Origin of the sequence: Blautia sp. TF10-30, from assembly GCF_003481245.1 — a bacterium.
Taxonomy (GTDB): domain Bacteria; phylum Bacillota; class Clostridia; order Lachnospirales; family Lachnospiraceae; genus Fusicatenibacter; species Fusicatenibacter saccharivorans.
Map to the genome: position 1 here is coordinate 115,369 of NZ_QUKM01000003.1, position 24,061 is coordinate 139,429.

The following is a 24,061-nucleotide window of genomic DNA, read 5'->3' on the forward strand; positions in this document are numbered from 1 at the left end:
AGTTTTATTCTTTCAGTATGCTCCAGACGGCATCATCCATCGTATGAATTTCATTCAGATCGCGTTTTTCCACCGCTGCCTTGACCTGCGGTTTTAATTCACGCTTGCGCACGATCGTTTCCTTGCTCTGGAACTTCTCATCCGGCACAACCTGGAGACGGCGGTAGAACGATCCCATCTCATCTCCCATGCCCGCCAGACGGTTCAGCAGCTCGGAAAACTCTGTCAGCATGGCGTTTCCCTTGCGCCGCGGGTAAAGAATGCTGTGGTCAATCTCTCCCCAGCCCTCCTCGAACAGCGTCTTAATCTGAATTTCAATGTAGACGCCGCGGTAAACGACAATGTAATGCACCGCACGGTAATGTTTCCGGTCCAGAATGTTCTCCTCCGGAATCCAGTTCACATAAATGTCGGCGTAATCGCCAAGTCTTGTATGGACTTTCGGCGGCTCTGCCATATAGCCCGATGCGTTCTGGTCGTAGTCACGGCCGTAATCACGGATGTATTTCTCCGGATCATTTTTAAACCAGTGCGTAATGTATTTATGGAAGTTTACCCAGTCCTCCCGATACAGCAAAAGTCCCCGGATTCCGATCAGATCTGTCACGTAACGCATATAGCTTGTCGAATCCATTTTCCGGTACTTTGCATAATTTTCTAGGCGCTTGCGCACCAGCTTTTCCACCAGATGTTCGGTGTCCTTCAGACGGCTGTGGTACGACTGCAGTCCGATCTCTTTTTCCTTGTCCTGCAAAAACTCTGCCACAAATTCTTTTCGGATCTTTTCCAGCGTCGGACGGCGCCGTTCATAATCATCCGCAATTTCCAGCAGTTCTTCCCAGGAAATATCTGCTTCCTCAAATTCCTGCGGCAGAATTCCGAATTTCTGCAAAAACTCGTCCTTTGTCAGATACACGTAGATTCCTCGCTCTCTTTGTCAATTCAACGTACAGGTTTCTTTTTTTCAGAACGCACCCCGGAGAAACCCGGCCCCGCTGCGTTCTGACGCACCGGAGAGATTATAGCACATTCATCCCCGCTTCACAAGTAAAATCTTTATTTAAGAATGCACATTTCCACTTTAATCTTTCTGCCAATTTCTTAAACTTTCCTTAAGCTGTCTTGATGTTTCACCTGCCCCATGGTAAGATAATCGTGACTTGGCAGAATTGTCTGCTGTTTACACTTACATTAAGAGGGAGGTCTTTTTTATGTGGACTCGAGAGGAACTGAAAACCCGCGGAAAAGCCGCATTTTTACGCAATTACTGGATCTGTGTGGTAGCCGCCTTGATTCTGACTCTGCTGGTCGGAAGCGGTACTTCTAATTCTGGAAATTCCAACAATGACAGCAATCAGACTAACTCGGTCGGTATATCTGGATTTACGATTTCTTCCGATAACTTCAATGTGGAATCCTTTGCAGAAAAATTCACCCCGCTTGGACCGGTTAAATTTGTTTTTACTGTCTTCAGCGGCATTGTACTTCTTGTCATTGGTCTTGCCTTTATTCTGATCCGTATTTTTGTTCTTGCACCATTTGAGGTAGGAGGCTCGAGGTTTTTCATTGAAAACTCGATGGAAAAAGCGGGACTTGGCAACATACTGTTCGGATTCCAGAACGGCTACTATGGAAAAACTGTGTGGACTCTGTTTTTAAAAAATCTTTATATATTCCTCTGGTCGCTGCTTCTTCTGATTCCTGGAATTGTGAAAGCTTATGAATACCGCATGGTTCCTTATCTTCTCGCCGACTACCCGGAACTTTCGACCGAAGAAGCATTCCGCATCAGCCGTGAAATGATGAACGGTGAAAAGATGAATACATTTATTCTTGATCTCTCCTTTATCGGATGGTATATTCTTTCCGGAATCACCTGCAATCTTGTCGGTATTTTCTATCTGTATCCGTACAAATATGCAACCGATGCCGAACTGTTCCTGGTTCTGAAACAGAATTACTTCTCCAGCCGGAGTTATGGCAATACGTATCAGGCTTACTAAACCGCACAAAAAATCAGGTGCTTCTCTTTTTCGGGAAGCACCTGATTTTTTATGTATTTCTTTTTAAATATCTCTTAGATATAATCTTTCATTTCAAAATACCGCATCAGAATATCGGCACAGTTCTCGATGCCAAGATCCGAGGTATTCAGGATCATATGGTAGTTATTGACATCGCCCCATGTCTTTCCGGTATTTTTATAATAATACTCGGCACGCTGCTTGTCTGTCTCTTCCAGCATCACCTCAGCCGCCTCTCTTGTCAGGGAAAACAGCTTCATGATACGTTTGATCCGGTCCTCTTTGTCCGCGCAGACATAAATATTGATGACGTTGCTTTTATCTTTCAGAAACTCCGAAGCACACCGTCCAATGATAATACACGGCTGTTTCGCCAGCTCGCGGATCGCATCCGCCTCAGATTCAAAGGCATTTTCACGCATGCCGTGCTCTACATCGTCCTTATCATATACCGGGATATGCAGTCTCTCGGAAAGTTCTTTCGCAATAATACTCGCCCCAGTACCAAACCGGCGGCTCATCGTAATAACTAAGTTCATTTGCCACTTCCTCCTTCGCACTTCTCATAACGCAAACAAACGCCTTATGACAAATCAAAAAATTTTTCTTTCGCTGTCTTTTATTATAACAAACCCCCACCGAAAACTCAAGGTTTTTCGACAGGGGCATGGATCACTCAGGCGATGGTGATTTCTTCTATTTTCTTTTTTGCGAAATGATTGAATGCCGCGATGACTCTTCCTGTGCAGACCATGGCTATAACAGTGCCGATTCCGATTCCTACCGGGCGGCCGGCATCGATGAGGCCGATCGCAAGGGAAATGACGATGGCGGAGAAATCAAAAAGATTTTTTCCGAAACCCATGTTCTTTCCGCAGCGCTCGCCGAGAACTCTTGCCAGGCCGTCGGCCGGGTTTGGGACGATGTTGACGTCTACGGTCACAGCGGCGCCGATTCCCGTAAGAATGATGGCAAGGACAAGAACGAGAAGCCGCATTCCCATCTGGTCAGGTGCCGGGAAAATCCGGTCGAAGATGGTGATAAAGGCGCTCGTCAGGTAACTTGCGGCAACCTGCAGAAGCTGGAACGGCGGGAATTTTCCTTTCAGCAGTACGATCTGTAATACGATGAAGATCAAATACGCCACGAAGACGGCGGTTCCTGTTTCATAGCCGAAGATCTGTGCCACGGCGTACGGCATGGAGATGATGGGCGATACGCCGAGGTTCGTCTTCGTATTCAGTGTGATACCGAGTGCCAGCACCATAATTCCAATCAGATAAAGCGCAATGCGCAGAATCCATTTCTTTTGTTTTTCCTGCATAATTTTCCCTCTTTTCTTTCTGTAACAACGCTTCTATCTTAACACACATCAGGGAAAATGTGCAGTAAGTCTATCGGATGCAGGATTACTCCTCCTCCAGCACACAGCCTTCTGGTGCATAAGTTTCAAAAAGCCAGTCCTCAAGCGCATTCAGATTATCATCGGAATGCTCGACCTCACGCGCATAGCGCCAGGAAAGCTCCTCGATGTCGTGCATGGAAAGCGTTTTTCCATTTTCCAGCCACCGTGCAACCAGGATTTCCTGAATCCAACGGACAGAGAACAGCGCGAGTTCCATTTTGGAACAGACCATATCGTCATAGACGGCGCCGCAGAAATAGGTGTAGACGAAAAACATCAAAAGCTGCTCACCGATGTTTTCCCACTCTGCACGGCGTTCACCTGCAGCGCCCCAGGTGCGATGGAATTCTTCACAGATGGCCTGATAAGCGGTTTCTCCGTTCTGATACAGCGCTTTTTCTGTGCCGTCAAGCACAGTATCCCATTCCGGACGAAGACGCTCGAGACCGCGGAGAACGGCAAGTTCCTTCACCTGGCGGTCATATGCATGAAAGGATGCAGCATCCACACCTTTTTCCGCAAGGCTCTCCGCCACGCACTCGCTTAAGGTTCCCTCTTCCAGATGCTTTTCATACTTCCGAAGCAGGTCATCGATATCATACTCCCGCTGCTCCTCCATACAGATCTGATACTGTTCTGCGAGCTGCTCTGCCGCCGTCATGCGCTCCTGCAGCGGCAGTTCGCGGTTCTGCAGAATCCGGAACAAAACATCTCTCGTGTCTTCCAGCTGGGAGAACATCATGAAGTCAAACTCTTCAAAATCATCCTCCTCGTCGGTCTCCTCCTCCAGAAAACGCACCGGCTCTTTGCAGGACAGGATAATCCGTGCAGCTTCCGGGCAGGAAAGGGACAGGGATAATTCACGCAGACCCTCGTACTCCTCCGTATGGCGCGGGTAAAGGCGGCAGGTGTCACATAAGGAATCCGGCCCCAGTTCCTTGTAAAGATCGCAGAGATTTTCATCATTCAGAAAGGCACAGCGGCGGTTGTTCTGGTAAAAACACTCTTCCTCCCAGTCGATCGAATTGCGCAGGCGCTTTCCAAACTCACTCTTCTCATTTCCATACCGCTCCAGGGAATCCTCGTCGATCACGATCTGCCAGCCGGCACAGCACGTATCCGGGCAGTCTCCGGCGGTGCATACAAACTGGTCGTAAAAATGTGGTTTTAAATATCTCATGCTTTTTTGTTTCCTTCTTTATATTTCTGTACGATCCACGCACCAGCCTCGCCGACCGGCATGCCGCTTTTTTCTGCAATTACTGCGGCACTCTCGTACTCTGGGTAAATTTTTTCGATCTCGCCGTGGCGGCAGATCTTGACTGTCACATGGCCGTACTCGGTTGCGATTGTCGCAAACTCGCGTTTCATCACGGTGCGCTCCATCCGGCAGCGGCGGATGCCGATTGTGGTGGTCTCGGCGAATATGATATTTTCCAACGTCTCCCGCGTTTTATCATCACAGATTACATCCAGCTGGTAAGCCGGGCGGTTTTTCTTCATATAGACCGGGATGTAATGGACATCTCTTGCGCCTGATCGCAGCAGTTTTCCCATGCAGTAGCCGAGCGCCTCGCCGGTGCAGTCATCAATGTTGCACTCCAGCTTCCAGATCGTATCTTTCTCGTCGTTTTCTTCTGTTTCGAGCATCATTGCACGCAGCAGTGACGGGCGCTCATACGTCCGTTTTCCGGCGCCAAGACCTGTTCTGGTACATTTGAAGGATGCCGGCAGTGTCTCTTTGGTACGGATTGCCGCAACAATGGCTGCTCCGGTCGGTGTGACCAGTTCACCCTGGATTCCGGTCGGAACGAGGGTCAGGCCATGTGCCTGTACGATATTTAAAACAGCCGGTACCGGAACCGGGATCATGCCGTGCTGGCATCTGACAAAGCCGCTTCCCTCGCTGAGACCCGTCACGATGACTTCATCCGGCGCCAGGTTATCCAGGCAGACAGCGGCAGCCACAATATCAACGATGGAATCGACAGCTCCCACCTCATGGAAATGCACCTGATCAAGCGGAACGCCATGGGCTTTTGCTTCCGCTTCGGCAAGAATCTGGAAAATCCGCTCCGCCAGCGCTCTTGCTCCCGGTGTCAGACCGCCGCTGCGGATAATCGCAAGAATCTCCGGCAGCCCGCGGTGCTCATGATGGTGATGATGCTCCCCTGTGTGATCGTGGTCATGGCTGTGCGCATGCTCGTGGTCATGATGATGCTCGTGATCATGTGGATGGTCATGCACTTCCGCCCCATCCCCGTGCAGATACGCCATATCGTGATCATGGTTCTCATGCTCTGCATCCAGAATCACATTGAAATCGCAGGCATCCAGCCCCGACTTTTTCACTCTTGTAATCGCAATTTCGTATCCCGGCAGTTTCAGGCTTTCCAGTGATTTCTCCAGTACTTCCCGGTCTGCTCCCAGGTCGAGCAGCGCTGCAACGGTCATATCTCCGCTGATTCCGCTCCCGCACTCCAGATATAAACTTTTACTCATCTTGATGTACTCCCATTCTGTTAATCTGTGTTGCAATATATCCGGCTCCATAGCCGTTGTCGATATTCACGACGGCAATTCCGTTCGCGCAGGAATTGATCATCGTAAGCAGCGCCGAAAGACCGTTCATGCTGGCCCCGTAGCCAACGGATGTCGGAACAGCAATCACCGGCTTGTCCACCAAGCCGCCGAGCACGCTCGCCAGCGCCCCCTCCATTCCGGCAACGGCTACAACGCAGTTGGCGCTCTGAATCGTATCGAGACGCGACAGCAGGCGGTGGATACCGCTCACACCGACATCGTAGATACGCTCAACGTTTGCACCGAAGTATTCTGCGGTCTGCGCCGCCTCCTCGGCAACGGAAATATCCGCAGTTCCAGCCGTACAGACCGCAATTTTTCCGATCCGCTTCTTGTCTTTCTTTTCTATTTTTAAAATATGCGACAGCGGATCATACACCACTTCCGGAAACTTTTCGCGGATCAGCTCATACTGATGCTCACTGGCTCTCGTTCCGAAGACCTCCCCATCCTGCTCGTACAGACGCGTAAAAATCTTCAGCAGATGTTCATCCGCCTTCCGCGCACAGAAAATGACCTCCGCAAATCCGCTCCGGATTTCACGGTGCGTATCCAGCTTAGCATATCCCATCTCCTCGAACGGCTCTTTTTTGAAATATTTCTCTGCCTCCTCGATCGAGATTTCGTTGTTTTTTACTTTTTCTAATACCTCTCTTGCCTCCAAAGCATTCACCTCGTTTTCGTTTTTTCCTTTTTTTCACACCCAAATACGATACAACATAAAAAGAAAGCCGAAACCTCTGCTTTGTCAGAACCTTCTCTTTTCTGACACCGCAAATCTCCAGCTTTCTTTATTTTAAACTATGAAGTGCACTTTAAGTCAAGCAGATTCTATACACAAGTATACCCTGCTTTCTGCGTTCCCGCAATGTTTTCTTTTCGCAGTGTGAGTCATCGTATAGAAATAAGAATCCCCGCCGATGCCGCCTCAAATGCCGCACCGCCGGGGATTCTGTAAGTTTAACTGTATTCCGCTGCTTTATTTCTCTGCTTCTCTTTTCTTATCCAGTTTTACATTGCGGAAGTACAGCACCATATCTACGGTGATCTCTGCAATGTTCAGGAAATAGAAAGCCCATGCAAGGAAAAAGATCCAGTCTTTGTCCGGATTGTTCATATAGCTGATAAATTTGTTAGCAATACCGAAAATATATCCGATCCAGATGAACACCTCAAAGTAAAGGCTCTTTCCTTTTGCTGTTCTTGAAGTCCAGGATTTATAAATGGACAGCGGCCAGGACAGGCCAAAGCACAGGATCATCAGTGCTTCCAGTAAGTGGCTTATCATTTCTACAGTCATGTTTTTCTTCCTCTTTCATTTCTTTTTCTGCCGAAAGTCGCTTGCAAGTGTTAATGCCCTGATGTCTTTTCAGCTTGAGACCTGTCTGAAATAATCAGACGGGTCTATGGTCTCTCTTGTATTTCGTCGTTACAAATGTAACCTTTAGTCTTCTTTATGCGCTTCTAAGTATTCTTTTCTTCCCATCTCATACAGATTATTTCCGTCGCAGTCGATGATAACAAAAAGCGGCATGTCTTCTACTTCCAGACGGCGAAGTGCTTCTGCGCCAAGATCTTCGTATGCGATCAGCTCTGCTTTTTTGATGCATTTTGCAAGCAGTGCGCCGGCTCCGCCGATGGCTCCGAAGTATACGCCATGATATTTCTTCATGGCTTCTACAACTTCCGGAAGACGTGCGCCTTTACCGATCATTCCTCTTGCGCCTACGGACATCATGGTCGGAGCATACGCATCCATACGGCCGCTGGTGGTAGGACCTGCAGATCCGATGACCTGGCCTGGTTTTGCAGGGGTCGGTCCTACGTAGTAAATCGTAGCGTCTGTCGGATCAAACGGGATTTTTTCTCCTCTTGCGAGCGCTTCACACATTCTCTTATGTCCGGCGTCACGGGAAGTATAGATAGTTCCGGTCAGATATACGGTATCTCCGGCATGCAGTGTTTTTGCCAGTTCTTCTGTTAAAGGCAGCTGAATATGTTTTTCCATGATCAGATCACCTCCGTTTTATGACGGGTAACATGGCAGTTGATGTTGACTGCACACGGCATTCCCGCAATATGAGTCGGCATTGTCTCGATATTGAGGCCGATGGCTGTGGTTTTTCCGCCAAAGCCCTGCGGTCCGATGCCGAGTTTGTTGACTTTCTCCAGCATTTCTTTTTCCAGATCTGCGTAGAACGGATCCGGGTTCTCGGAATCGATCGGGCGCATCAGTGCTTTTTTCGCAAGCAGTGCACATTTATCGAAGGTTCCGCCGATACCAACGCCGACTACCATAGGCGGGCATGGGTTCGGGCCTGCTGTCTCAACAACTTCCAGGATGAAATCCTTGATTCCCTGAAGACCTGCGGACGGTTTGAACATACGGATCATACTCATATTTTCGCTTCCGAAGCCTTTCGGGCCTACGGTTACTTTGATCTGATCGCCAGGAACGATCTCGGTGTAGAGCATAGCCGGTGTATTGTCGCCGGTGTTTCCTCTTCTGACCGGATCTTTGACAACGGATTTTCTTAAGTATCCTTTGTCATATCCTCTTCTGACACCTTCGTTGACTGCCTCTGCAAGATCTCCTCCTGCGATGTGCACATCCTGTCCGATTTCCAGGAAAACACATGCCATTCCGGTATCCTGGCAGATCGGCACGTTCTGTGCGTCTGCGATCTCATAATTTTCTACGATTTTGTCCAGAACACCTTTTGCAATCTCGCCATCCTCGCAGGCACGGCAGCCTGTGATGGCACATTTTACGTCTTCCGGAAGATGGTAGTTTGCTTCGATACAAAGTTTCTCTACCACATCCGTAATGGTACTAGCCTGAATTTCACGCATGGGATTCTCCACCTTTCTTTCCTTGCTATTTTATCATACCGATCATCCAATGGATTTTCAGCACGGAAAGCGTGTCCAGGGACAGTATTTCTGCCCCGGGCCACGCTTTTTCGCGGTTACTGCATTTTACAGGTGTCTCTTTCCTGCATAATCCGGCAGAAGCTGCGGAGATACCATACCGGTGTCAATGCCTGCCTCTTTTAAGGTCTCAGCATATTTCTCCACATGATCCAGATTCATCTTTCCAAGTGTTACGTCTTTTGCTTTTGCTGCTGCAGCTTTTCCTGCATCACGGCCAAATACGATAACATCCAGCAGAGAGTTACCCATCAGACGGTTTCTTCCGTGGATTCCTCCAACTGCCTCACCTGCTACGAGCAGGTTGCTTACGGTGTTGGTAAAGCCTTCGCCGTTGATTTCCAGTCCACCGTTCTGATAATGCAGCGTCGGGTAAACCAGGATCGGCTCTTTTCTCATATCGATGCCATACTGCATGAACATACGGAACATAGCCGGGATTCTCTTCTCAATGGTGCCTTCTCCGTGGATCAGCTCGATCATTGGAGTATCCAGCCATACAGCCTTGCCCTGTGGAGTCTCAACGCCCTCGTTGCGGTCGTCGGAGCACTCGCGGATGATACTTGCTGCAGATACGTCACGGGTTTCCAGCGGATGCATGAATGCTTCGCCGTCTACGTTTACGAGCATTGCGCCCAGAGAACGTACTTTCTCGGTTACCAGAGCACCGAAGATCTGAGCCGGGTAAGCAGCTCCGGTCGGATGGTACTGAATGGTATCCTGATACAGAAGCGGAGCGCCTGCACGGTATCCAAGGATCAGACCGTCAGCGGTTGCACCGTAATGGTTGGAGGTTGGGAAGTTGTTGTAGTGAAGGCGTCCTGCACCACCGGTTGCAATGATAACTGTTTTTGCCTTTGCTACCTGGTACTCGCCAGTCTCCATGTTCTGGAGAACAGCACCTGCAACCTGTCCCTTATCGTCTTTGATCAGTTCTACTGCGGAAGAGAACTCGATTACCGGAATACCGCGGTTGATGACTTCATCACGCAGTGTTCTCATGATCTCTGCTCCAGAGTAGTCACGGCATGCATGCATACGTTTTCTGGAAGTTCCGCCGCCGTGCGTAGTTACCATACGGCCATTCTCATCTTTATCAAACATAACGCCCAGGTTTTCCAGCCAGGAGATTGCATCCGGAGCTTCCATAACCAGTTTGCGGAGCAGTTCCGGTCTTGCAGCAAAGTGTCCGCCGCCGAACGCATCCAGATAATGCTGTGCCGGGGAATCGTTTTCTTTGTCCGCTGCCTGGATTCCACCTTCTGCCATCATGGTGTTTGCATCACCAATTCTCAGTTTGGTGGTAATCATAACGTTTGCGCCAGCCTCGTGAGCCTCGATAGCTGCAGAAGAACCTGCTCCACCGGCACCGATAACCAGTACATCTACGTCATAATCTACTTTGTCAAGGTCGATGTCAACACCGAGGATACGGCTGTTGGACTCCAGCAGATAGCCGAGCTCTGTCGGAACTTTCTCACCTTTGTTCGGGCCGACTTTCAGGGTGATGAAGCCTTCCTCTTTATAGTCCGGATGATATGCTGCAAGAAGGGCATCTTTCTCATCCGCTGTCATTCTTCTTGGCTCTGTTGCCATTCTCTGGGCTCTGGTAGCTTCTACCTTTTTAATAGAGTCCTGCATATTGGCCAGTGTATACATTCGAAATTCCCTCCTTATTTCTCGATCTCACGGTTGTTGTAAAGTTCCTGCATTTCTTCGATCGGTTTCTGCATAACCTGCTCGATCAGATCATCGAATTTTCCTTCTTTGATCTCTGCTACACGGTTCTTTACATGTTCAGACTTCGGAGCAATGTATTTTCCGTTCAGACGTCTTGCCAGCTCTCCTACCATCGGATGGGAGATACCAGCCGGACAGCGGGATGCACAGATTCCGCAGCCGATGCAGTCGAAGGACTCTTCTGCACATTTCTTGAAGTCGCCTCTCTGTGCGTATGCAATATACTGCATAACGTTCAGGCTCTGCGGACATCCTTTGGTACATGCATTACATCCAACGCAGCTGTAGATTTCCGGATACAGATCCATCATGACTCTCTGCTCTGCGCTGATCTCTTCGATATCGTATGTTCTCTTGTCGATCGGATAGAACGGAAGGCTTGCGATATACATACCGTCTTCTACCTGTGTCTGACATGCCAGACAGGTTTTCAGCTCATTCTTTCCTTTGATTCTGTAGATGGTCGCACATGCACCGCAGAATCCGTGACGGCATCCGCATCCGCGTTTTAACTGATATCCGGCATACTCCATAGCGGTCATAATGGTCAGATCGCCAGGTACGGAATACTTCTTGCCGTAAACGTAAATATTTACCATTTCCTGCATTTTCTTCAACCTCCGTTTAATATTCGTTCGGTAATTCGTCAATCTCGTCGCAGCGGAAAACCGGGCCGTCTTTGCAGACATATTTATCTCCGATGTTGCAGCGGCCGCATTTTCCGATACCGCATTTCATACGAAGCTCCAAAGTAGTGTAAACCTGTGTTTTCTCATAGCCCAGCTCCTGAAGTCCCTGAAGGACAAATTTGATCATGATCGGCGGTCCGCAGATCAGAGCTGTTTTGTCAACGGACATGTTCAGTTCTTTTACATAGTTCGGAACGAATCCTACATGGCCGTCCCAGCCTTCCTGTTCACGGTCAATCGTCAGATGCACGTTGACATCTTTTGCTTTCGCCCATACTTCCTGGATCTCTTTTAACTGTACCAGATCGTCTTTGGAACGGGAACCGTAAACGATATCTACGGTACCGTAGTTATCACGATTGTCCAGTACGTAATTAATAACAGAACGCAGTGGAGCAAGTCCGATACCTCCGGCGATGAACAGCAGATCCTGTCCTTTTAATACGGTTTCTACCGGGAAATGATTTCCATACGGTCCACGAACCAGGATTTCATCTCCTACGGACATGTTGTGAAGATAATTCGTTAAAGTACCGCACTCCTTGATGGAGAACTCCTGGTACTCTTTGTTTGTCGGGGAAGAGGTAATGGAAAACAGTGCCTCTCCGACACCCGGTACACAGAGCATTGCGCACTGGCCAGGCATATGTTCAAACAGCTTGGTGCCGTCCGGACGAACGATACGGAATGTTTTTACGTCCGGTGTTTCGCGGCGGATATCTGTGATGATACCGACCTGCGGCAGCAAAGCGTTTTTCTTTTCTTCGCTTCCACAACTACAATTGCACATTTACTTGGTACCTCCCATGCGTTTGATTACTTTGACAATGTTCAGCGACTGCGGGCATTTCTCTACGCAGCGTCCACATCCGACGCAGGAATACATTCCGTCGTTGTTGTCCGGGAAGTATACCAGTTTGTGCATGAAACGCTGACGGAAACGCTGCAGCTGTGTGGTACGGTTGTTTCCTGCTGCCATCATGGTGAAATCAGAGTACATGCAGGAATCCCAGCAGCGGTAACGCTGTACACCGTTTCCGGTGTTAAAGTCTTTGATATCGTAGCACTGGCAGGTCGGGCAGGAGAACGTACAGGTTCCGCAGCCTAAGCAGGCATCGGAAAGTTCTTTCCACTTCGGATCGTCAAAACGTTCTTTTGTCTTGCCAACGCCCCATCCCTCGAGGGAAAGGTTGCTGTTTGGCATCTTGTCGATCAGAGTACGGATTGCTTCTTTCTCAGCCTCTACTTCTTTGGTAAGATCCTGCTCGGTCAGGTAAGCTTTTACAAGCTCGGTCAGTTTCTGGCCTTTTTCGGTTTTTGCTTCCCATGCATAACCGTCAGCTACCTGCCACATAGCAACATCTGCTGCCGGTTCTGCAGCATCGATGCCGAAGGTTTTACAGAAGCAGCTGTCTTCCGGCTCATGACAAGCCAGGGAAACAACGATGCCGTGCTCTCTTCTTGCTGCATAGTAAACGTCTGCAGGCTCGCTTAAGAAAACGCGGTCCAGAACATCGAACGCTCTGACATCGCACGGACGAACGCCGAAGATAGCAAACGGTGCGTCTTTTAATGCAGCCGGTTCAATGCTGGTTTTATTTGCCTTCTGATAGCAGGAGTAAAGAATTTCACTCTGCGGGAAAAAGGCATCTTTCGGGGATTTTACGGTTTTTAAGGTATCGAGATCCACGTCTGCGTCCTCGGTCCAGAAACCGAAATTGGTAATTCCATTGTTTTGTACCGGAAGGAAAAGATCCATCTCCTTTGCAACAGCGGCAAGGAGCTCCGGCATTTTTTCTCTGCTAATCTGATACATCCCTTAACCCCTTTCCTTAACGATACTTGGCTCTACATCTTCCTGTGTGAAGTTGGTGAGCGGTGCACGGCTGTCGGTATCGGCGCCTGCCTGATACTCTCCGTAGAACTCGTCGATATCTTTGATGAATTTACGGTTCAGCAGGTGCAGCGGAATGTGCTGCGGACATACACGGGAACACTCGCCACAGTCGGTGCAGCGTCCGGCAACGTGGAATGCACGGATAATGTGGAACATCTGCTCTTCAAATGTAGTCGTATTTGCTTTCTGTGCGGTATCGTAACGGTCATTATCGAAGACACATTTGATACAGCTGCAGGCCGGACATACGTTACGGCATGCATTACAGCGGATACAGCGGGACAGTTCGTTCTGCCAGAATGCGAAACGCTCTTCCGGAGCCATTGCCTCGAGCTTCTCAACCAGTTCAAAACGGCCTTCTTTTGCCGGTTTCTCTTCGTCGCAGTTCTCTGCCAGCTCGTCGTAGGCAACGTGTTTTCCGCCCTTGCAGGCTTTGCATCTTTCCAGGATAACATCCTCTCTTGCGAGCTCTTTGTCGCCGTAAACAGTTGCCACTTTGATGGTATCGCCGTCTTCTGTTACAGCGGTAATACCCTTGCATCCTGCTTCACGGATCTTTTCGATATCGAGTTTTCCATCGCAGCCGATGCCGACGATATAGGTTTTCTCGCGATCCACACGATGCTCTTTGATTAACTGATTAAAGCTGTAAGTATCACACGGTTTTAAGAAAACGAGTGTTTTTCCTTCTTCTTTCGATGCTTTAATCATGTATTTGCTAAGGTTTGCGCCGCAGAATCCGTCGTAGGTAAACTCGGAAAGGCTCTCGGCAGTCTCGAAGAATGCAGGCTCTGCACTGAAATCAGTGTCACCTTTTCTCCAGCCAAGAACACGGACTACGGTACCGTCAGACAGAAGCTCTTTTGCGCGGGATACTAATTTTTCTTGCATCGTAAATCCTCCAATCTGACATTCTTACCAAGGCTTGTAACCTGCTCGATGAACTCGTTCATGGTCTGGGAGAATTTCACACCTTCTGCGGCGGATACCCATTCCACACGGGTACGTCCGTTCTCAACGCCCATGTAATCCAGCATGGAGAACAGCAGGGTCATACGTCTTCTTGCATAATAGTTTCCTGTGCTGTAATGGCAGTCTCCCGGATGGCATCCGCAGAGGATGACTCCGTCAGCGCCCTTCTGGAATGCTCTTAAGATGAAGAGCGGATTGACACGGCAGGAACATGGAACACGGATGATCTTTACGTCTGCCGGATAGGAAAGACGGCTGGAACCTGCCAGGTCTGCTCCTGCGTAGGAGCACCAGTTGCAGCAGAATGCCACGATGACTGGCTTAAATTCTTTGTTTTCGTTGTTATCTATCGGCATATTGCATCTACCTCCGCGAGAATTTGTCTATTGGAGAATCCTTTCAGGTCCATAGCGCCGGACGGACATGCAACGGTACATGCACCGCATCCATGGCAAAGTGCGCCGTTAACGACTGCCACATGTCTGGTTTCACGGATTCCATGGTCGTTGACCTGACGGTCTTCGTAGGAAATTGCGCCGTATGGGCAGACTTTTTCACAGGATGCACATCCATTACAGAACAGCGGATTGGATTCTGCTGTACACGGGTTGGTGGTCAGTTTGTCTTTTGCCAGCAGTCCGACTACTTTGACAGCAGCAGCTCCTGCCTGTGCAACGGTCTCCGGGATATCTTTCGGTCCCTGGCATACGCCGGAGAGGAAGACACCTGCGGTCGGGGACTCTACCGGACGCAGCTTTGCGTGTGCCTCAGTAAAGAAATCGTTGGTATCCATACTTGCGGTCAGCATGGTAGCCAGTTTTCTTGCATCTTTGCTCGGCTCGATGGCAGTTGCAAGGACAACAAGGTCTGCTTCCATTTTGATCTGACGGTTGTCAAGCAGGTCGGAACCCTGTACCAGAAGACGTCCGTTCGGAGCCTCGGATACTTTTCCTACCTGGCCTTTGATGTAGTCTACATCAAACTCTTCTACCGCACGGCGATAGAACTCATCGAAGTTTTTACCCGGGGTACGAACATCAATGTAGAAGACATGTACATTGACATCCGGATAATGGTCACGCACCAGCATAGCCTGTTTTGCGGTGTACATACAGCAGATCTTGGAGCAGTAGCTCTTTCCTCTGCAAGTCACGTCACGAGAACCGACACACTGGATAAATACGATATCCTTCGGATGCTCGCCGTTGGAAAGACGTACTACTTTACCGCCTGTCGGGCCGGCAGCATTCATCAGACGCTCCATCTCAAGGGAGGTAATTACGTCTTTGCTCTGGTTGTAATAATATTCGTCAAACTTGTCCAGACTGATGGTATCGAAACCAGTTGCCACAACGATTGCGCCGTACTCTCTGGTGATTACTTCATCTTTCTGGTCGTAGTTTACTGCACCTGCTGCACAGACTTTGGAGCAGATACCGCATTTTCCGGTTTTGAAGTGGATACAGTTTGCAGTATCAATAACCGGTACGTTCGGAACTGCCTGTGCGAACGGTGTGTAGATTGCAGTACGGTTGGACAGGCCTCTGTTGAACTCGCTCAGGTTCTTCTTGGAAGGACATTTCTCCTGACAGAGTCCGCATCCGGTACATTTGTCCATATCTACGTATCTTGCTTTCTTACGGATGTCTACTTTGAAATCACCGACGAATCCGCCAACGCTCTCTACCTCACTGTAGGTATAGATGTTGATCTTCTCATGCGCGTTTACCTCTCCCATACGAGGAGTCAGGATACAGGAAGAACAGTCGAGGGTCGGGAATGTCTTGTCAAGCTGTGACATTCTTCCGCCGATACTCGGGGTCTTCTCTACGATATCTACTTCATAGCCTGCATCTGCGATATCCAGTGCAGTCTGAATACCTGCGATACCGCCTCCGATCACCAGCGCACGTTTTACAACGCGGCTCTCGCCCGGGGTAAGCGGGGTATCCAGCATAACTTTAGCAACGGCTGCACGGGCCAGAATTACGGCCTTCTCGGTAGCCTCTTCCATGTCTTTATGAATCCAGGAACACTGCTCACGAATGTTTGCAATCTCCAGCTGATACGGGTTCAGGCCCGCTTTTTCTGCTGCTTTGCGGAACGTTCCTTCATGCATACGCGGAGAGCAGGAACAGATGACAACGCCGGTCAGATGCTCGTTCTGAATGGCATCGATCACTTTCTGCTGACCCGTTTCGGAACACATATACTGATAATCCTCTGCATGAACAACACCCGGCTCTTTGCTGATGACGTCAACAACTTTTTTGACATCAACCGTAGCCGCAATATTTGTACCGCAGTGGCAGACAAATACTCCTATTCTTTGCACTTTTCTCTCACCTTTCTGTGGATGGGTTGTTTTTTACTTTCTATATTTACGGAATGCACTCATCAGAAGCTGCTGCGGAGTCTCATCATCCAGAAGAGCCGGAATTTCATCCGGAGAAAGATAATTCTCTCCTCTCTGACGGATCACGGAAAGACGAACTGCCTCGATCAGTTTGGCAGGTTTTACGTCTCTTGGACAGCGCTCTACACATGCGAAGCAGGAGAGGCATTTCCAGATGGACTTGGAGTTCATCAGTGCTTCCACATCGCCGTTCTGTACGTAAGATACAAACTGATGCGGACGGATGTCCATTTCGTTATAAGCAGGACAGGATGCGGAACATTTACCGCATTTCATACATTTTCTGGTATCCACACCGGCGATGGCACGGATTTCATCGGATGTTGCAATTTTCATGCCTGCACCTCCTCTTTGATGCCGAGTGCTTCTGCAAGAAGCTCGGTAAAGTAGGTAACCGGAAGACCTTCTTTTGTTCCGTTATTGCGCAGGTTGTACATGCAAAGCGGACATGCAGTGATCAGTTCTTCTGCTCCTTTGTAGGATGCGGATGCCATGATCTGGTCTACCATGTTGGATGCCATTTTCTTTTCTTTGAGGGATATGTAGCCGCCGCAGCACTCATTTCTCATCGGATATACGACCGGTGTTGCGCCAAGGGCCTTGATAAAGTCTTCAATGATTGTCGGATTTTCCGGATCGTCAAACTGCATTGTGGTGCTCGGACGAAGCAGCATACAGCCGTAATATGCGCCGATTTTTCTTCCTTTTAATGGGTTTACCACTTTCTCTTTGATCTTGTCAAATCCAACGACGTCACGCAGCACTTCCAGATAATGAAGTACTTTCGTTTCGCCAAGATATGGCTCGGAAAGAGCCATGTAGTTGTTTACTTTTGTCTGAATGTCTTCTACATTCGCCATGTCATCGTTTACGCGTTTGATCACGTGATGACAGGCGGAACAGACTGTGATCAGATCCTGTCCTTTTTCTTTGGCGTCTGCTAAGGCGCGAACCGAAGAAAGTTTGGTAGCGATTTCATCGGATGCCTGTGGATACACAGCTCCGCAGCACTGCCAGTTTTCAATTTCTTCCAGTTCAAATCCCAGAACTTTTGCGCATTCTCTGGCATAGTGATCCAGATCTTTTGCTTTGTTCTTCAGCGTACAGCCCGGAAAATAACTGTAGGTCATGGAATTGCTCCTTTCTTGTTACTCCTATTGGTTTCCATTTTGCCTGCGGTATCTTCTGTCCGGCACCGGAAAAGTTTCCGGTACTCTTTTTATGTACACCCGGCGGAAAATTTCTTCAGGCGCACGTTAAGGCAGTGGGAGATACCGCTCTTTCGCACTTTCTGCCACTGCCATAAATTTTATGTTTTGAGCTTATTGCCCGCTCTTAGTGCTCGATCTGTGCGATAACTGCTTTTAATGCGTCGGCACTTGCTTTGAGTTTTTCTACTTCCTCTTTTGTCATACGCATCGGAATCTTGCCCTGTACGCCTTTCGGTCCAACGAGGGTCAGTGTGCTTAAGCATACATCCTCGATGCCGTACTCACCGTGCATCATGGAAGATACGGTTGCTACAGAATCGGAAGAAGAAAGAATGGTTGCTACCAGTTTGCATACTGCAACAGATACTGCATAGAAAGTAGCTCCTTTGTTTGCAATAACCTGTCCGCCGGAAGTTCTTACGTACTCCAGCATAGCATCTTTGTCGATCTTGGTTACGTTCCTGCCCATTTTTTCTACGGTCTCGTAGTACTCGTCCAGACTGACACCGGAAACGTAAGCGCCGCTCCACGGAATGAAGGAAGTATCGCCGTGCTCACCGAATACGTAAGCGTGGATGTTTTTCTGGGCAATGTTGAGGTGTTCAGACAGTCCGCAGCGAAGTCTCGCGGAATCCAGCATGGTACCAGAACCAAGGATCTGGTTTTCCGGAAGTCCGGAGATCTTTGTAAACACGTAGGTCATGATATCAACCGGGTTGCTTACAATGATGTAGATGGCATTCGGAGCCGCTTTTACGATTTCCGGTGTGATGGATTTTAAGATGTTTACGTTGGTCTGGGTCAGCTCAATACGGGTCTGGCCAGGCTTTCTTGCAATACCGGAAGTAATAATTACGATATCAGAGTCCTTGGCATCCTCATACTCACCTGCGATGATGGAGACCGGATCGCGGAAGCAGGTACCCTGCGCGATATCCATAACCTCTCCCTCTACTTTTTTCTTGTTAATATCGATGAGAACAATCTCAGACGCGATGTCTTCGTTCGACAGTGTATAGGCGATCGTAGATCCAACGCTTCCAGCTCCAATGATGGTAATCTTGCTGCTCATAAATACTCCTTTCTAAAATACCCCTAGTTGGTTTTTGTGATTGATAAATTTTTCACTTTCCTTATCATAGCACTATGACAAGAATTTAACAAGTGTTTTTTTCGAGCATTTTCGTGAAATCTTTTTTCTCACTGAGCCCGTACGCTTCCAGAAGGGGTGTTCTGGATATATTTCAATACAATTATACCATTTTTTGTTCTTTTTCACAAGAATTCTTTCCAAAAACTTACAGCTTTGTCCTTCATCCCGCAGAATTCGTCTTTTTCCGCATGGTTCCCGGGTTTTTGCTTTCTGTGTTTAGTTTCACACGTCTAACTTTCGTTCGTTATATTTTTAACAACTTTTCGTCATACGGGCTAGTTTCTGTCCTTCTTTTCTACATTTTGTAGGATGTATCCGCCAAATTTCCTGTCTGATTTTCATTTCTGCTGCCGCCAGACGCAAAAAAGACACGGATTTTTCTGTTCCGTGTCTTTTTTGCTCTGTTTTTTTCTGTTTTTGCTTCTATTCTTCTGTTTCACGAGCCGTTGCCGCTTCGGCAAATGCATTTCCATATTCGGCAAGCGCCTCTTTTGCATAGACGGCATCTGACCGGTACGGCACATTTCCGTTTCCGACGTGCATCGTCACGTCCGCGCCTTTTCCAAGGATCAGAACAACCTCTCCCGGTACGGCGCCAAGAATCGCCTCCCGGATTGCTTCTCCGCGGTCCATGCGGATCTGGAAGGATGCACCTTCCTTTGCTATGTACCCGCCGATCTCCTCACAGATCGCCTGCGGATCTTCGTTTCCCGGATCATCCGGTACGAGGAAAATCCGGTCCGCCCGTTTTCCGGAAATCTCACCCATATCTTTTCTGCGGTTGAATGCTTTTCCGCCCGGGGTTCCGAACACAACGCTTACGCGGCTTCCCGGGTATTCGAGTGCTACGGTATCAAACATTTTTTCAAAACTCAGGCCATTGTGCGCGAAATCCACGATCGCCGTGACCTCGCCCGCGCTGCTCTCATACGTCTCCATCCTTCCCGGAACGGTGACGTCAAGGAGGCTTTCCTTGATCAGCGAAACCGGGATTCCCATCGACCAGGCAGCCGCAATGGCAGCTACGGCATTCTCCACATTGAAGGCTCCGTGCACCGGCAGGGTAAAATCTTCCGAGAAATCCGGTCCTGCCACATGGAAATAGAATTTTCCTCTGCCCGGCTTGATATCACTCACGCGGATTACAGCATTTTCTTTCGATCCAAACGTAACGACGCGCTCACATTTTGCCGCAGCTTTCAGGATTTCCCCGATATGGTCGCTGTCCAGGTTCACGCAGGCGCAGGTGCAGCGGTCGAAGATCTTTAATTTCGACTGGAAATAATCATCAAAATCCTTGTGCTCCGTCGGGCTGATGTGGTCCTTGGAGATGTTCAGGAAAATGGCGGTATCAAAATGCGTGTTTCCGACTCTCTCGTATTTGAGCGCCTGGGAGGATACTTCCATCACCATATGGGAAAGGCCTGCATCTACGGCATTGCGCATATGACGGCACAGCTCCAGGGATTCCGGCGTGGTGAGCGTTGATGCTTCTCTCGTCTTTCCGTCGTAATATTCAATCGAACTTAACAGTGCACATCCGTTTCCGCCCTGTTTTTTCAGGCAGGCATCGAGCATCGACTGCAGGTAGTAGGCTGTCGTTGTCTTTCCTTTTGTTCCGGTCAGCGCCGTGACATGCAGCGACTTTGCCGGATAATCGTAAAACGCCTCACCCAGCACAAACTGTGCTTTTCTGGCATCGTTGACGATGAGCGCCGGAATTTCTTTTCCCGCTTCGTATTTTTTTTCACTTACATAGGCAACAGCACCGCGGTTTACGGCGTCTTTTAAGTATGCCTCTTTGAATGCAGCTCCTTTGCAGAGAAACAGCGTTCCCTGATCCGCTCCGCCCGAAAAATACGTTACGAGGGTAACGGGTCTGTCCTCTCCTTCTTTTCCTTCCGGCTCTGCAAATTCCACCAGAAGGCCTTCCTGCTCCAGAAGTTTCTTATATTCTAATACCGACTGTTTCATAGGATATCTTCCTCTCTTCTATGGGATTCTTTTTCAGCTTTCCTAAAATCCAGGCTCCATTATACCAGAATTGAAACAGCTTGTCCATCTTGCGGCACGGCTTACATCATCTGCGCATTTTTCTCAAAAAGAGAACGAAGCGTTTTTGCGCAGTACAGGTACGCCGGAACGAGAAACAGATCGGCGAGAATCCATGCCACCGGGCTTGCGAAGCAGACTGCGGTGTAACCAAAATACGGAACCAGGAAAAAGGCTACCACCGAACGGCCGATCATCTCGCAGACGCCGGCAAGGATTGCAAATTTGCTGAAGCCCATGCCCTGCACGGTAAAGCGTACGACATTGACAAGGGTCAGCGGAATGTAAAATACCATGTTGATCAGCAGCATCTGACGCGCCTGGTCGAGGATGACCGTCTCAGATGCATCTACAAAGAGAAGCGAAATCTGGCGGGACCACAGAAACATGACTCCTAAAATGACCACGGAATACACGCTTCCAATAATGGAACTTGTCAAAATACCGGTGTTGACACGATCCATCTTCTTCGCACCGACGTTCTGTCCGGCATACGTCGCCATAGTGGAGCCGAGCGCGTCGAACGGACAGCAGCAGAACATGGAAATTTTACCGGCAGCCGTAACAGATGCAACCGCAGTGGAACCAAGGCCGTTGACAGCGGTCTGCAAAATAACACTTCCGATCGCGGTGATTGAATACTGCAGTCCCATCGGGATTCCCATATTGCACAGATTAAGCACATAATGCTTATGCAGCTTCCAGTCCTCTCTCGTAAAAGCAAGGATGGTGAATTTTTTCTTCATATAAAAGAGACACAGGAATCCAGAGACTCCCTGCGCGATAATCGTCGCCCACGCGGTTCCCGCTACTCCCATCGGGCGGACCAGCGCAAGATCTAGCACGATATTCAGTATTGAAGAGATACCGAGGAAAATCAGTGGGGAGCGGCTGTCGCCGAGGCTCCGCATGATTGCTGATGTCTGGTTATAGAGCACCATAAGCGGAATTCCGAGGAAAATAACAAAGATGTAAGCGTATGCACCGTCCAGAATATCGGACGGGGTTTTCATCAGAATCAGAATGTCGCGGCACCAGATGCAGACAAGAACGGTCATCACCACGGAAAGAATACCGGCCAGGACGGCTCCATTTCCTACATACCGGCACAGCGCTTTCCGGTCTCCTGCCCCGAACATCTGCGCAACCGGAATTGCAAATCCGCTACAGACTCCCATACAGAATCCCACGATCATGAAGTTGATCGAACCTGTACTGCCAACAGCCGCGAGCGCTTTCGCGCCTAAGAATTTTCCTACAATAATCGTATCGACCATGCTGTAAAACTGCTGGAACAGCATGCCGAGCAGCAGCGGCAGTGCAAACCCCAGAATCAGTTTTACCGGGCTGCCGTTTGTCAGATCTTTTACTGCACTTTTCTTTGTTGCCATGTGATGTCCTCCCTATTGTCGTATGTTTTTGCTTCCCCTTTTTGTCGAATCTCATGCCATTTTATATCTTGTTTTCTCAGAATGCAATCCCGTAATACTGCCGAATTAAGAGACGTTTTTTCATCACTTTTACGTGTTTTTGACATAGCGGCCGCCTGTGCAGGAATTCTGTTTTTTTGCGCACGCCAAAAGCGGCTGCGGCAGGTTCCCGTTCCGGAACGCTGTGCCGCAGCCGCTTTGCTGTTCTTTCTTATTTTGCAAATTCTTTCTTTTTCCACTGAAGCAGAATCATCACAGCCACCGATGCGGTCAGAAAATCAGAAACCGGCTGGGAGGCAATAACACCGGAAAAACCGGCAAGTTTTGAAGCGCAGAAAATTACAATGGCAAAAATCACGCCCTGACGTCCTGCTGAAAGAATCATTGCTCCTGCCCCGTTTCCGATCGCCTGGAAAATACAGGTCGATGCGAGTACGATACCAACAAACGGCATACCAATGAGCTGGACGCGGAGGATCTGCTGGGCCGCTGCAATGACATCCGCCTCTTTTAAGAACAGTCCCACGAGAAGCGGAGCCGCCGCACCGAGCACAACCGCCATTCCGGCACCGGTCAGCACTTCCAGGAGGAAGGCAAAGCGGATCGTCTCACTGAGACGTTTTTTATTTTTCGCTCCATAATTGTATCCGACCAGCGGCTGTCCGCCAAAAGCGAAGCCGACCATCACAAGAACAGAAATCATAATAATTTTCAAAGCAATTCCCATCGCTGCAACTTTGTCCGTTCCATACGGCTGCAAAAATCGGTTCGTCAGCGTCACGCCGATGCTCTGCATGAAGTTTGTGACGGATGCCGGAATGCCGATGGCAAGAACGGCGAGCACCTCTGCTCCGGTCATTTTCAGTTTTCGGAAATCGACGGAGAGATAGCGGCATTTCTTTATCATAAAGATAACATAGAAAATATCACCGCAGATGTTGCCGATCACCGTTGCAATCGCTGCTCCGGCTGCTCCCATGCCGAGCGTGTAAATAAAGATCGGGTCAAGAATGATGTTGACGACGGCTCCCAGCATTGTTCCGATCATCGAGGCTTTTGCGAAGCCCTCGGTCCGAAGAAGATTGTTCGGCGTCAGCTGCAGGATGATAAACGGTGCGCCGAGTGCAATCCACTGGTAATAGTCCCCCGCATACTGCCACGTCGTCTCATCACAGCCAAGCAGGCCAAGGATCGGCTGTTTGGCGGCAAGCAGGATGATGCTGACCGCAATGCCGACAGCAATCGCTGCGTAAAAGCAGAATACGCTGATCCGTCTTCCGTCCTCGTACTCTTTTTTACCGAAGAGGCGCGAAATGACGGAACTGCCGCCGACGCCGAAGATGTCACCGAGTGCAATCATCAGCGTGAAAATCGGTGTGCCGAGCGATACGCCGGCAATCAGTGCCGTGTTTCCGGTCCGCGCGATGAAAAAAGTATCTACCATATTATAGATCAGCGACACGACCATGCCGAGCACGACCGGAAGTGCGAGCGTCATATATGCTTTGGACACTTTTGTTTTCTCAAATAATTCGTTTTCCATTTTGAAAACTCCCCT

General features: G+C 49.1%; 24 protein-coding genes. 1 reads left to right on the plus strand and 23 read right to left on the minus strand.

Going from position 1 to position 24,061, the window contains the following annotated elements; genetic code table 11:
* Positions 1 to 4 precede the first annotated feature (4 nt).
* The gene (locus tag DXD02_RS04510) at positions 5 to 916 is read right to left on the minus strand and encodes a GTP pyrophosphokinase (RefSeq protein ID WP_226906353.1); all 912 of its coding nucleotides are present in this window, start codon (positions 914 to 916) and stop codon (positions 5 to 7) included.
* Positions 917 to 1,211: 295 nt separating this feature from the next.
* Here DXD02_RS04510 and DXD02_RS04515 point away from each other — a divergent pair, with 295 nt between their 5' ends.
* Complete coding sequence (locus DXD02_RS04515; protein WP_117509207.1) at positions 1,212 to 2,003, plus strand: DUF975 family protein; 792 nt, start codon at positions 1,212 to 1,214, stop codon at positions 2,001 to 2,003.
* 74 nt (positions 2,004 to 2,077) lie between these two features.
* On the opposite strand, the gene DXD02_RS04520 is transcribed toward DXD02_RS04515, so the two are convergent.
* From DXD02_RS04520 to DXD02_RS04620, 22 genes are all read right to left on the minus strand, one after another.
* Positions 2,078 to 2,563, minus strand: coding sequence for a cytidylate kinase-like family protein (locus tag DXD02_RS04520; RefSeq protein WP_022461910.1), 486 nt, complete (start codon positions 2,561 to 2,563; stop codon positions 2,078 to 2,080).
* Positions 2,564 to 2,700: 137 nt separating this feature from the next.
* The gene (locus DXD02_RS04525) at positions 2,701 to 3,348 is read right to left on the minus strand and encodes a YczE/YyaS/YitT family protein (protein WP_117509208.1); all 648 of its coding nucleotides are present in this window, start codon (positions 3,346 to 3,348) and stop codon (positions 2,701 to 2,703) included.
* 85 nt (positions 3,349 to 3,433) lie between these two features.
* A complete protein-coding gene (gene fliB, locus DXD02_RS04530; protein ID WP_055265399.1) occupies positions 3,434 to 4,609 on the minus strand; it encodes a flagellin lysine-N-methylase in 1,176 nt (391 codons plus the stop codon).
* Entirely contained in the window at positions 4,606 to 5,931 is a 1,326-nt protein-coding gene (gene larC / locus DXD02_RS04535) for a nickel pincer cofactor biosynthesis protein LarC (protein WP_117509209.1), read from the minus strand. Before larC ends, fliB begins: the two co-directional genes overlap by 4 nt.
* The gene (gene larB, locus DXD02_RS04540; RefSeq protein ID WP_055219567.1) at positions 5,924 to 6,676 is read right to left on the minus strand and encodes a nickel pincer cofactor biosynthesis protein LarB; all 753 of its coding nucleotides are present in this window, start codon (positions 6,674 to 6,676) and stop codon (positions 5,924 to 5,926) included. Before larB ends, larC begins: the two co-directional genes overlap by 8 nt.
* A gap of 315 nt (positions 6,677 to 6,991) precedes the next feature.
* On the minus strand, positions 6,992 to 7,312 hold the full coding sequence (locus tag DXD02_RS04545) for a hypothetical protein (protein ID WP_022461179.1): 321 nt from the start codon (positions 7,310 to 7,312) through the stop codon (positions 6,992 to 6,994).
* Positions 7,313 to 7,456: 144 nt separating this feature from the next.
* Positions 7,457 to 8,020: a Fe-S-containing hydro-lyase gene (locus tag DXD02_RS04550; RefSeq protein ID WP_117509210.1), complete on the minus strand. Its 564-nt coding sequence runs from the start codon at positions 8,018 to 8,020 to the stop codon at positions 7,457 to 7,459.
* A gap of 2 nt (positions 8,021 to 8,022) precedes the next feature.
* On the minus strand, positions 8,023 to 8,865 hold the full coding sequence (locus tag DXD02_RS04555; RefSeq protein WP_055265393.1) for a fumarate hydratase: 843 nt from the start codon (positions 8,863 to 8,865) through the stop codon (positions 8,023 to 8,025).
* Positions 8,866 to 8,991: 126 nt separating this feature from the next.
* A complete protein-coding gene (locus DXD02_RS04560; protein ID WP_055265391.1) occupies positions 8,992 to 10,602 on the minus strand; it encodes an FAD-binding protein in 1,611 nt (536 codons plus the stop codon).
* 14 nt (positions 10,603 to 10,616) lie between these two features.
* Positions 10,617 to 11,291, minus strand: a complete 675-nt coding sequence (locus DXD02_RS04565) for a 2Fe-2S iron-sulfur cluster binding domain-containing protein (protein ID WP_055265389.1) — start codon at positions 11,289 to 11,291, stop codon at positions 10,617 to 10,619.
* Between the two features lie 16 nt (positions 11,292 to 11,307).
* Positions 11,308 to 12,162, minus strand: a complete 855-nt coding sequence (locus tag DXD02_RS04570) for an FAD/NAD(P)-binding protein (protein WP_022461174.1) — start codon at positions 12,160 to 12,162, stop codon at positions 11,308 to 11,310.
* On the minus strand, positions 12,163 to 13,188 hold the full coding sequence (locus DXD02_RS04575) for a 4Fe-4S dicluster domain-containing protein (RefSeq protein WP_117801696.1): 1,026 nt from the start codon (positions 13,186 to 13,188) through the stop codon (positions 12,163 to 12,165).
* Between the two features lie 3 nt (positions 13,189 to 13,191).
* Entirely contained in the window at positions 13,192 to 14,160 is a 969-nt protein-coding gene (locus tag DXD02_RS04580) for a 4Fe-4S dicluster domain-containing protein (protein ID WP_055265384.1), read from the minus strand.
* Positions 14,145 to 14,597 (minus strand): hydrogenase iron-sulfur subunit, encoded by a 453-nt coding sequence (locus DXD02_RS04585; RefSeq protein ID WP_055265382.1) that lies wholly within the window; start codon positions 14,595 to 14,597, stop codon positions 14,145 to 14,147. Before DXD02_RS04585 ends, DXD02_RS04580 begins: the two co-directional genes overlap by 16 nt.
* Positions 14,588 to 16,576, minus strand: coding sequence for a CoB--CoM heterodisulfide reductase iron-sulfur subunit A family protein (locus DXD02_RS04590; RefSeq protein WP_055265381.1), 1,989 nt, complete (start codon positions 16,574 to 16,576; stop codon positions 14,588 to 14,590). Before DXD02_RS04590 ends, DXD02_RS04585 begins: the two co-directional genes overlap by 10 nt.
* 33 nt (positions 16,577 to 16,609) lie before the next feature.
* Positions 16,610 to 16,993: a 4Fe-4S dicluster domain-containing protein gene (locus tag DXD02_RS04595; protein ID WP_055219367.1), complete on the minus strand. Its 384-nt coding sequence runs from the start codon at positions 16,991 to 16,993 to the stop codon at positions 16,610 to 16,612.
* Complete coding sequence (locus DXD02_RS04600; RefSeq protein ID WP_022461168.1) at positions 16,990 to 17,787, minus strand: CoB--CoM heterodisulfide reductase iron-sulfur subunit B family protein; 798 nt, start codon at positions 17,785 to 17,787, stop codon at positions 16,990 to 16,992. Before DXD02_RS04600 ends, DXD02_RS04595 begins: the two co-directional genes overlap by 4 nt.
* 205 nt (positions 17,788 to 17,992) lie before the next feature.
* Positions 17,993 to 18,940, minus strand: a complete 948-nt coding sequence (locus DXD02_RS04605) for an L-lactate dehydrogenase (protein WP_055219369.1) — start codon at positions 18,938 to 18,940, stop codon at positions 17,993 to 17,995.
* 504 nt (positions 18,941 to 19,444) lie between these two features.
* Positions 19,445 to 20,995 carry a Mur ligase family protein gene (locus DXD02_RS04610; protein ID WP_117804388.1) on the minus strand — a complete coding sequence of 517 codons (1,551 nt, stop codon included), beginning with the start codon at positions 20,993 to 20,995 and terminating at the stop codon, positions 19,445 to 19,447.
* A gap of 101 nt (positions 20,996 to 21,096) precedes the next feature.
* Positions 21,097 to 22,464, minus strand: coding sequence for an MATE family efflux transporter (locus DXD02_RS04615; protein ID WP_055219374.1), 1,368 nt, complete (start codon positions 22,462 to 22,464; stop codon positions 21,097 to 21,099).
* Entirely contained in the window at positions 22,440 to 22,742 is a 303-nt protein-coding gene (locus DXD02_RS15300) for a hypothetical protein (protein WP_147326094.1), read from the minus strand. The genes DXD02_RS04615 and DXD02_RS15300 overlap by 25 nt, the downstream gene beginning before the upstream one ends.
* Positions 22,715 to 24,046: an MATE family efflux transporter gene (locus tag DXD02_RS04620; protein WP_117804387.1), complete on the minus strand. Its 1,332-nt coding sequence runs from the start codon at positions 24,044 to 24,046 to the stop codon at positions 22,715 to 22,717. The genes DXD02_RS15300 and DXD02_RS04620 overlap by 28 nt, the downstream gene beginning before the upstream one ends.
* Positions 24,047 to 24,061: the final 15 nt, after the last annotated feature.

What these genes read in the sequence shown, in the direction of transcription:
- DXD02_RS04595 (WP_055219367.1), bottom strand. Translation starts at nt 16,993, where the DNA reads ATGAAAATTGCAACATCCGATGAAATCCGTGCCATCGCCGGTGTGGAT.
- DXD02_RS04555 (WP_055265393.1), bottom strand. Translation starts at nt 8,865, where the DNA reads ATGCGTGAAATTCAGGCTAGTACCATTACGGATGTGGTAGAGAAACTT.
- DXD02_RS04585 (WP_055265382.1), bottom strand. Translation starts at nt 14,597, where the DNA reads ATGCCGATAGATAACAACGAAAACAAAGAATTTAAGCCAGTCATCGTG.
- DXD02_RS04575 (WP_117801696.1), bottom strand. Translation starts at nt 13,188, where the DNA reads ATGTATCAGATTAGCAGAGAAAAAATGCCGGAGCTCCTTGCCGCTGTT.
- DXD02_RS04550 (WP_117509210.1), bottom strand. Translation starts at nt 8,020, where the DNA reads ATGGAAAAACATATTCAGCTGCCTTTAACAGAAGAACTGGCAAAAACA.
- DXD02_RS04620 (WP_117804387.1), bottom strand. Translation starts at nt 24,046, where the DNA reads ATGGAAAACGAATTATTTGAGAAAACAAAAGTGTCCAAAGCATATATG.
- DXD02_RS04610 (WP_117804388.1), bottom strand. Translation starts at nt 20,995, where the DNA reads ATGAAACAGTCGGTATTAGAATATAAGAAACTTCTGGAGCAGGAAGGC.
- DXD02_RS04570 (WP_022461174.1), bottom strand. Translation starts at nt 12,162, where the DNA reads ATGTGCAATTGTAGTTGTGGAAGCGAAGAAAAGAAAAACGCTTTGCTG.
- larC (WP_117509209.1), bottom strand. Translation starts at nt 5,931, where the DNA reads ATGAGTAAAAGTTTATATCTGGAGTGCGGGAGCGGAATCAGCGGAGAT.
- DXD02_RS04565 (WP_055265389.1), bottom strand. Translation starts at nt 11,291, where the DNA reads ATGCAGGAAATGGTAAATATTTACGTTTACGGCAAGAAGTATTCCGTA.
- DXD02_RS04600 (WP_022461168.1), bottom strand. Translation starts at nt 17,787, where the DNA reads ATGACCTACAGTTATTTTCCGGGCTGTACGCTGAAGAACAAAGCAAAA.
- DXD02_RS04615 (WP_055219374.1), bottom strand. Translation starts at nt 22,464, where the DNA reads ATGGCAACAAAGAAAAGTGCAGTAAAAGATCTGACAAACGGCAGCCCG.
- fliB (WP_055265399.1), bottom strand. Translation starts at nt 4,609, where the DNA reads ATGAGATATTTAAAACCACATTTTTACGACCAGTTTGTATGCACCGCC.
- DXD02_RS04515 (WP_117509207.1), top strand. Translation starts at nt 1,212, where the DNA reads ATGTGGACTCGAGAGGAACTGAAAACCCGCGGAAAAGCCGCATTTTTA.
- DXD02_RS04545 (WP_022461179.1), bottom strand. Translation starts at nt 7,312, where the DNA reads ATGACTGTAGAAATGATAAGCCACTTACTGGAAGCACTGATGATCCTG.
- DXD02_RS04560 (WP_055265391.1), bottom strand. Translation starts at nt 10,602, where the DNA reads ATGTATACACTGGCCAATATGCAGGACTCTATTAAAAAGGTAGAAGCT.
- DXD02_RS04520 (WP_022461910.1), bottom strand. Translation starts at nt 2,563, where the DNA reads ATGAACTTAGTTATTACGATGAGCCGCCGGTTTGGTACTGGGGCGAGT.
- DXD02_RS04580 (WP_055265384.1), bottom strand. Translation starts at nt 14,160, where the DNA reads ATGCAAGAAAAATTAGTATCCCGCGCAAAAGAGCTTCTGTCTGACGGT.
- DXD02_RS04525 (WP_117509208.1), bottom strand. Translation starts at nt 3,348, where the DNA reads ATGCAGGAAAAACAAAAGAAATGGATTCTGCGCATTGCGCTTTATCTG.
- DXD02_RS04605 (WP_055219369.1), bottom strand. Translation starts at nt 18,940, where the DNA reads ATGAGCAGCAAGATTACCATCATTGGAGCTGGAAGCGTTGGATCTACG.